Consider the following 5214-nt stretch of genomic DNA (forward strand, 5'->3'; position numbering starts at 1 on the left):
TCTAGGATAGAACCTGTAAAAGCATTTCCACTTTGCACAAAAGCTGCTTCAAATCGTGTTGGCATTTCATCTTGCCAATAGGTTCCTAGCCAATTACCGCTGATGTCTGCCATAAAATTATCCAGTAATTATGATGAGCATAATTTTAACTGTAGTCACTTAACTAAACTTGTTTTTACTTCCAGACTGCGCCAGAGATACCAACAAGCAACTGAACGATAAGGTTTCCACCTTCGCCCTAAATCTTCGACAGTTTTTTTATCAGGCAGTTGAGCTAAAGCATACAAATGGCGAATGGCGGCACGAATACCTAAATCATCTACAGGTAGAACATCCAGTCGATGTAGCCGAAACATCAACAACATCTGGACTGTCCAACGCCCGATGCCCTTGATTGGTGTTAAAGTTTTGACTATTTCCTCATCATCCATTACCTGCAATTGTTCTATAGTCGGCAATCCATCTGTGACTTTTTGAGCTAAATCTTTTAAATACACAATCTTGGGGCGTGAAATCCCAGCAGTACGCAAAACTTCATCTGGGGTATTCAGGATATCTAAAGCTGTTGGTAGGTTTTGGGGATAAAGCTGCAAAAATCTACTGTGGATGGCGGCGGCGGCTTTACCCGATAATTGCTGGTAAAGAATTGACCTGGACAGCGAAAATAGCAAGTCTTGTGTTTGTTGCACTTGATATAGTTGACAATCTCCTACTATTTCAATGACATTCGCTAAGATTGAATCTGAATTTTTGAGTGTTTGGATTGCGATTGAATAGTCCATCCGTTGCCCAGTCATCTTCAAGCGATCGCTCTCAACTGTATCATCATTTTATTTAAGTTGATTTTGCGGTAAGCTTTTGTGATTAATCAGGAGTTCCTGAACAATATTAGCCACTCAAAACACTGTTATGAGCCAGGGTATCTACCCACCTAACTGGAAAGAAATTGCCACAGCACTTAAAGACGCTTGTAATTGGTGCTGTACTCGATGCGGTCGATTCAAATCTCTGCTTCGATTGTAATTAAATACACAATTTTTCTGCTAGAACTTGATTGTCTGTGTCTAATCAAACATAGCTTTGGACATAGTAAAAAGCTCAAACTTATACTTATTATTTAAATAGAGAAAATTACAGGTATCTGATGCCCAGTAAAGAAATTCAAGTCAAAGAGTACACAGTCAGAGCGCACAAACGGCAAATCCACACGCGCATTTTTAACTTCGTCTGTAAGCAATGCGATCAATCAACTTCTCGTGAAACTTATGGCCCACGACCCCTGTACTGTGAAACCTGTCGTCCTCCAGGGCCTCCTAAGAAGTCTAAAGTGGCTGCACCAGCTAAGAAGGGCAAGCCTAGAGCTAAGGTTTATAAGAGTGATGTGGATTTTCAAAAGTCTTCGTAACGTAATCTCACACTCTCAACAAAATGCTTCTGGCCAATTGCTGGACAGAAGCATTGATTGTAATTTGCTTTAAGCGATTCTCGCCCTGAACAGAACAATTGTACTACATAGCAAGTCAATCTATCTAGCTCCCTTGGGCTAGGTGTCAATCAAGAAAGTTGCTTGTAGAGTTAGAAAAATCCGACTTAACTGGCGCAAAATGCCAAGATTTGAGCTAAATTTTTCAAATTGTAAAGTATATTTTATTCTGCAAGTTGATACCGATAAAGTAATTCCAAGCTTTTAGAGAAAAATAGAAAGAATGACCCTCCAGCCAGATAGTGTAGGCATCTACTTGCGTGAAATCTCTAAATATCCCATGCTGACACCAGAGCAAGAGATTATTCTGGCTCGTCAAGTGCAGCAGATGATGGTAATAAATCAATACAAAGAAGCTCTCGAATTGCAGCTACATTATCAGCCAGCCTTGTCTCAATTAGCTGCGGATCTGGGAAAAAGTGAAGCTGAAGTATCACAGATTCTGCGGTTAGGACAGCAAGCCAAAGAAAAGATGATTGCAGCTAATCTGCGGCTAGTGGTGGCGATTGCTAAAAAGCATCGGTGGAGTCATCTAGAATTTCTGGATTTAGTACAAGAGGGGTCGATTGGTTTACAAAAAGCGGTCGAGAGATTTGATCCAAATCGAGGTTATAAGTTTTCAACGTGCGCTTACTGGTGGATTCGGCAGGAAATCACAAAAGCGATTGCTAACAAGTCAACCACGATCAGATTGCCAAGTCACATGAATGATCGCTTGGTAAAACTCAAAAAAGTACAACGAGACTTAGCAAGAATGTTGGGGCGGTATCCTACAATTGCAGAGATAGCCGAGTTTGCCCAACTGCGCCCAGACCAAGTAAGAGAATGCCTAATAGCGTTTCGCCAACCATTGTCATTAGATCGCCCAATGGGTCAAGAGGATGAAGTTGACTTTTGGGAGATCCTGTCTGCCGATAGCACTTCGCCAGATGAGTATCTAGACGAAGGATTTCTGAAACAAGATTTGGCAAATTGCTTGATAACGCTCAAGCCAATGCAAAGGCAAGTGCTGATGTTTCGCTTTGGGTTGGGCAATGTAGGCAAGCTGACAACGAAGCAAATTGCTCAGAGGCTCAACATTAAACAATCGAAAGTGAAGACTGTTCAGAATCGAGCGCTCAAATTGTTGCATTCTCAGCAACAGCAGATGCAAGAGTATTTGGTTTGATTTGCTGGATGTAACAGTCTTGAAATGTACATTATGATGCGTTAAAGCGTCAAGCTAATTATTGTGGTTGCGTTAAAATTTGCACAGAGGGGTAGTGGCAATTTATTAGCTCAAGATGATTACGAAGTAAGAGATGGACTTGTTTGACCAACATCTAAAGAAAATCGAAGAAACTCTTGCACCACTAGCGGCAAGGATGCGTCCTTTGACACTAGATGAATTTGTTGGTCAAGATCATATTATTGGCCCAGGCAGGCTATTACGACGTGCCATTAGTTTAGATCAACTATCGTCGATAATCTTCTACGGGCCGCCAGGGACAGGAAAAACGACACTGGCAAGAGTGATAGCGAATACAACGAGCGCTCATTTTATTGCGATCAACGCAGTATTGTCAGGAGTCAAAGAAATTCGTGCTGCCATAGAAACAGCGCAACAACAGCGAAAAATGTACTCTTCACGGACGATTTTGTTTGTGGATGAAGTTCATCGTTTTAACAAGTCCCAGCAAGATGCGCTGTTGCCTTGGGTAGAGAACGGCACAGTGATTTTAATCGGTGCTACTACAGAAAATCCGTACTTTGAAGTCAATAAAGCATTAGTGAGCCGTTCACGGATTTTCCAATTAAAGCAACTAAACGACCAAGATTTGTACAGAATTGTTCAGCAAACGCTAACTAACAGCGAACGCGGATATGGCAAATTGTCAGTAGAAATAGAAGATAAAGCTTTAGAACATTTGGTAAATGTTGCCAATGGTGATGCACGTTCATTACTGAACGCGTTGGAATTGGCTGTGGAGACAACGCCAGCTAACGCAAAAGGAATCATACATATAAGTTTGGCAGTAGCAGAGGAGTCAATTCAACAGCGTGCAGTGTTGTATGACAAAGAAGGTGATGTCCACTTTGATACAATCAGCGCGTTTATTAAGAGCTTGCGAGGTTCTGACCCGGATGCTGCCTTGTACTGGTTGGCGAAAATGGTTTATGCGGGAGAAGATCCCAGGTTTATCTTTCGCCGGATGTTGATTTTAGCAAGTGAAGATGTAGGGTTAGCTGACCCCAACGCGATTGTCGTTGTCAATGCTTGTAATGAAGCTTATGACAGAGTGGGGATGCCGGAAGGACGTTATCATCTAGCACAAGCAACCCTATATTTAGCAACTGCACCGAAGTCAAACAGTATCATGGGCTTTTTTGATGCACTAGCATCTGTAGAGCAAGAAACAGAAAAAGATGTACCTAACCATTTGAAGGATGCAAATCGAGACAAGAAAGGGTTCGGGCATGGACAAGGTTATCTTTACCCTTACGCTTATCGAGATCACTGGGTAGCACAGCAATATTTACCAACCAGCCTGCAAGGGCAAGTATTCTACCAACCATCAGCCCAAGGCAAAGAAAAAGAAATTAACACCCAAGTCTTGCGCCGCCGCGAAGCTCAACTAGCTGCCTTGATGGAAGGTAGTGCTGTTACACCATTAGAAATATTAACTTATGGAAGTAGCGACAAAGCTAGTGAGCGTTGGTTACAGCGAACACTTTCACAAGTGGGTACGCAGTTAGCAACCGTAAGAGAGCGGATTTTTGAGTTAGCCCAATTGCAGCGGCATCATTTAGTGTTAGATATTAACGCTGGCACAGGTCTACTAACTTGGGAAGCGATTCGGCAAGTGCCAGAAGGTGGGGTATATGCTTGTGTTCGTACAAATATCGATGCTAATGCACTACAAGAGCAAGCAGCCGCACTACCCCAACTGATGCGTCCGGTCATTTTGACGGAGCCAATCTCTCAATTGCCTGCGGTGTTAGCCCAGGCGGCACCAACTGTTCAGTTTGATTGCATCATGGGACGAAATGCCTTGATGTCTGAACCTGACAAATTACAGGCAGCCCAAACCTTAGCCCAAGTAATACCGTTAAGAGGAAAACTGGTACTGGCTGAGACTGTACCACGTTACACTCAACGGTTATATCGCTTACTTCCAGCAAACGCATTGGATGAAAAGTTGTATGAGCGATTAGTTGATGCAGAAGAAGCGATGTACACTAATCAATCAGATCCTATGCTCAACTGGGATGCTGATGACTTACATGATGCTTTTGCATCAACAGGGTTAACAGTAGATATGGTAGTTGAACAAAATTTAACGCAAATACACATCAGTAGTGTTTTTTTAGAGCGTTTGTTTGCCACCAAGGGGAATCGACAGAGTTATGCACAACATCTGGGAGAAAAACTTACATTAGAAGAATTAGAAAGGCTGAAAGTGACTTTCACCCACTACTTGCTCAACCAGACAATTGATTGGCAAAGTGCGATCGCTTTTTTCAAGGTTTACAAATGTTAAACCTTATTTCTGTGAAATCTGACATTTATAAAATACATATAAAACTGATAACTAGCTACAAAAAGAACCAAACCTTCGATTTTAAGTAAAAAGCAAATAGTTTAAAACATACAGCAGTTTCCTGTGTTATGAGGTACAGTAACAGCAATTAGTAAACCAGTTTCTTAAATGTTGAGGATTCATTAAGTTGAGTGCAACTGAGATAACTGT

4 protein-coding genes are annotated in these 5214 nt (G+C 41.8%); 3 read left to right on the forward strand and 1 reads right to left on the reverse strand.

The features are described from left to right. Positions 1-155 precede the first annotated feature (155 nt). On the reverse strand, positions 156-782 hold the full coding sequence (locus H6G76_RS35990; protein ID WP_190710968.1) for a DNA-3-methyladenine glycosylase: 627 nt from the start codon (positions 780-782) through the stop codon (positions 156-158). A 362-nt stretch (positions 783-1144) separates the two neighbouring features. Here H6G76_RS35990 and H6G76_RS35995 point away from each other — a divergent pair, with 362 nt between their 5' ends. The 3 genes from H6G76_RS35995 to H6G76_RS36005 all read left to right on the forward strand — a co-directional run bounded on the left by H6G76_RS35995 (position 1145) and on the right by H6G76_RS36005 (position 5004). Then, a complete protein-coding gene (locus H6G76_RS35995; RefSeq protein ID WP_190710969.1) occupies positions 1145-1405 on the forward strand; it encodes a hypothetical protein in 261 nt (86 codons plus the stop codon). Positions 1406-1706: 301 nt separating this feature from the next. Continuing rightward, positions 1707-2651 (forward strand): RpoD/SigA family RNA polymerase sigma factor, encoded by a 945-nt coding sequence (locus H6G76_RS36000; RefSeq protein WP_190710970.1) that lies wholly within the window; start codon positions 1707-1709, stop codon positions 2649-2651. 133 nt (positions 2652-2784) lie between these two features. Continuing rightward, on the forward strand, positions 2785-5004 hold the full coding sequence (locus H6G76_RS36005; protein ID WP_190710971.1) for an AAA family ATPase: 2220 nt from the start codon (positions 2785-2787) through the stop codon (positions 5002-5004). The last annotated feature ends 210 nt before the right edge of the window (positions 5005-5214 follow it).

The sequence above is a fragment of the Nostoc sp. FACHB-152 genome (genome assembly GCF_014697475.1).
Taxonomy (GTDB): Bacteria; Cyanobacteriota; Cyanobacteriia; order Cyanobacteriales; family Nostocaceae; genus Nostoc_B.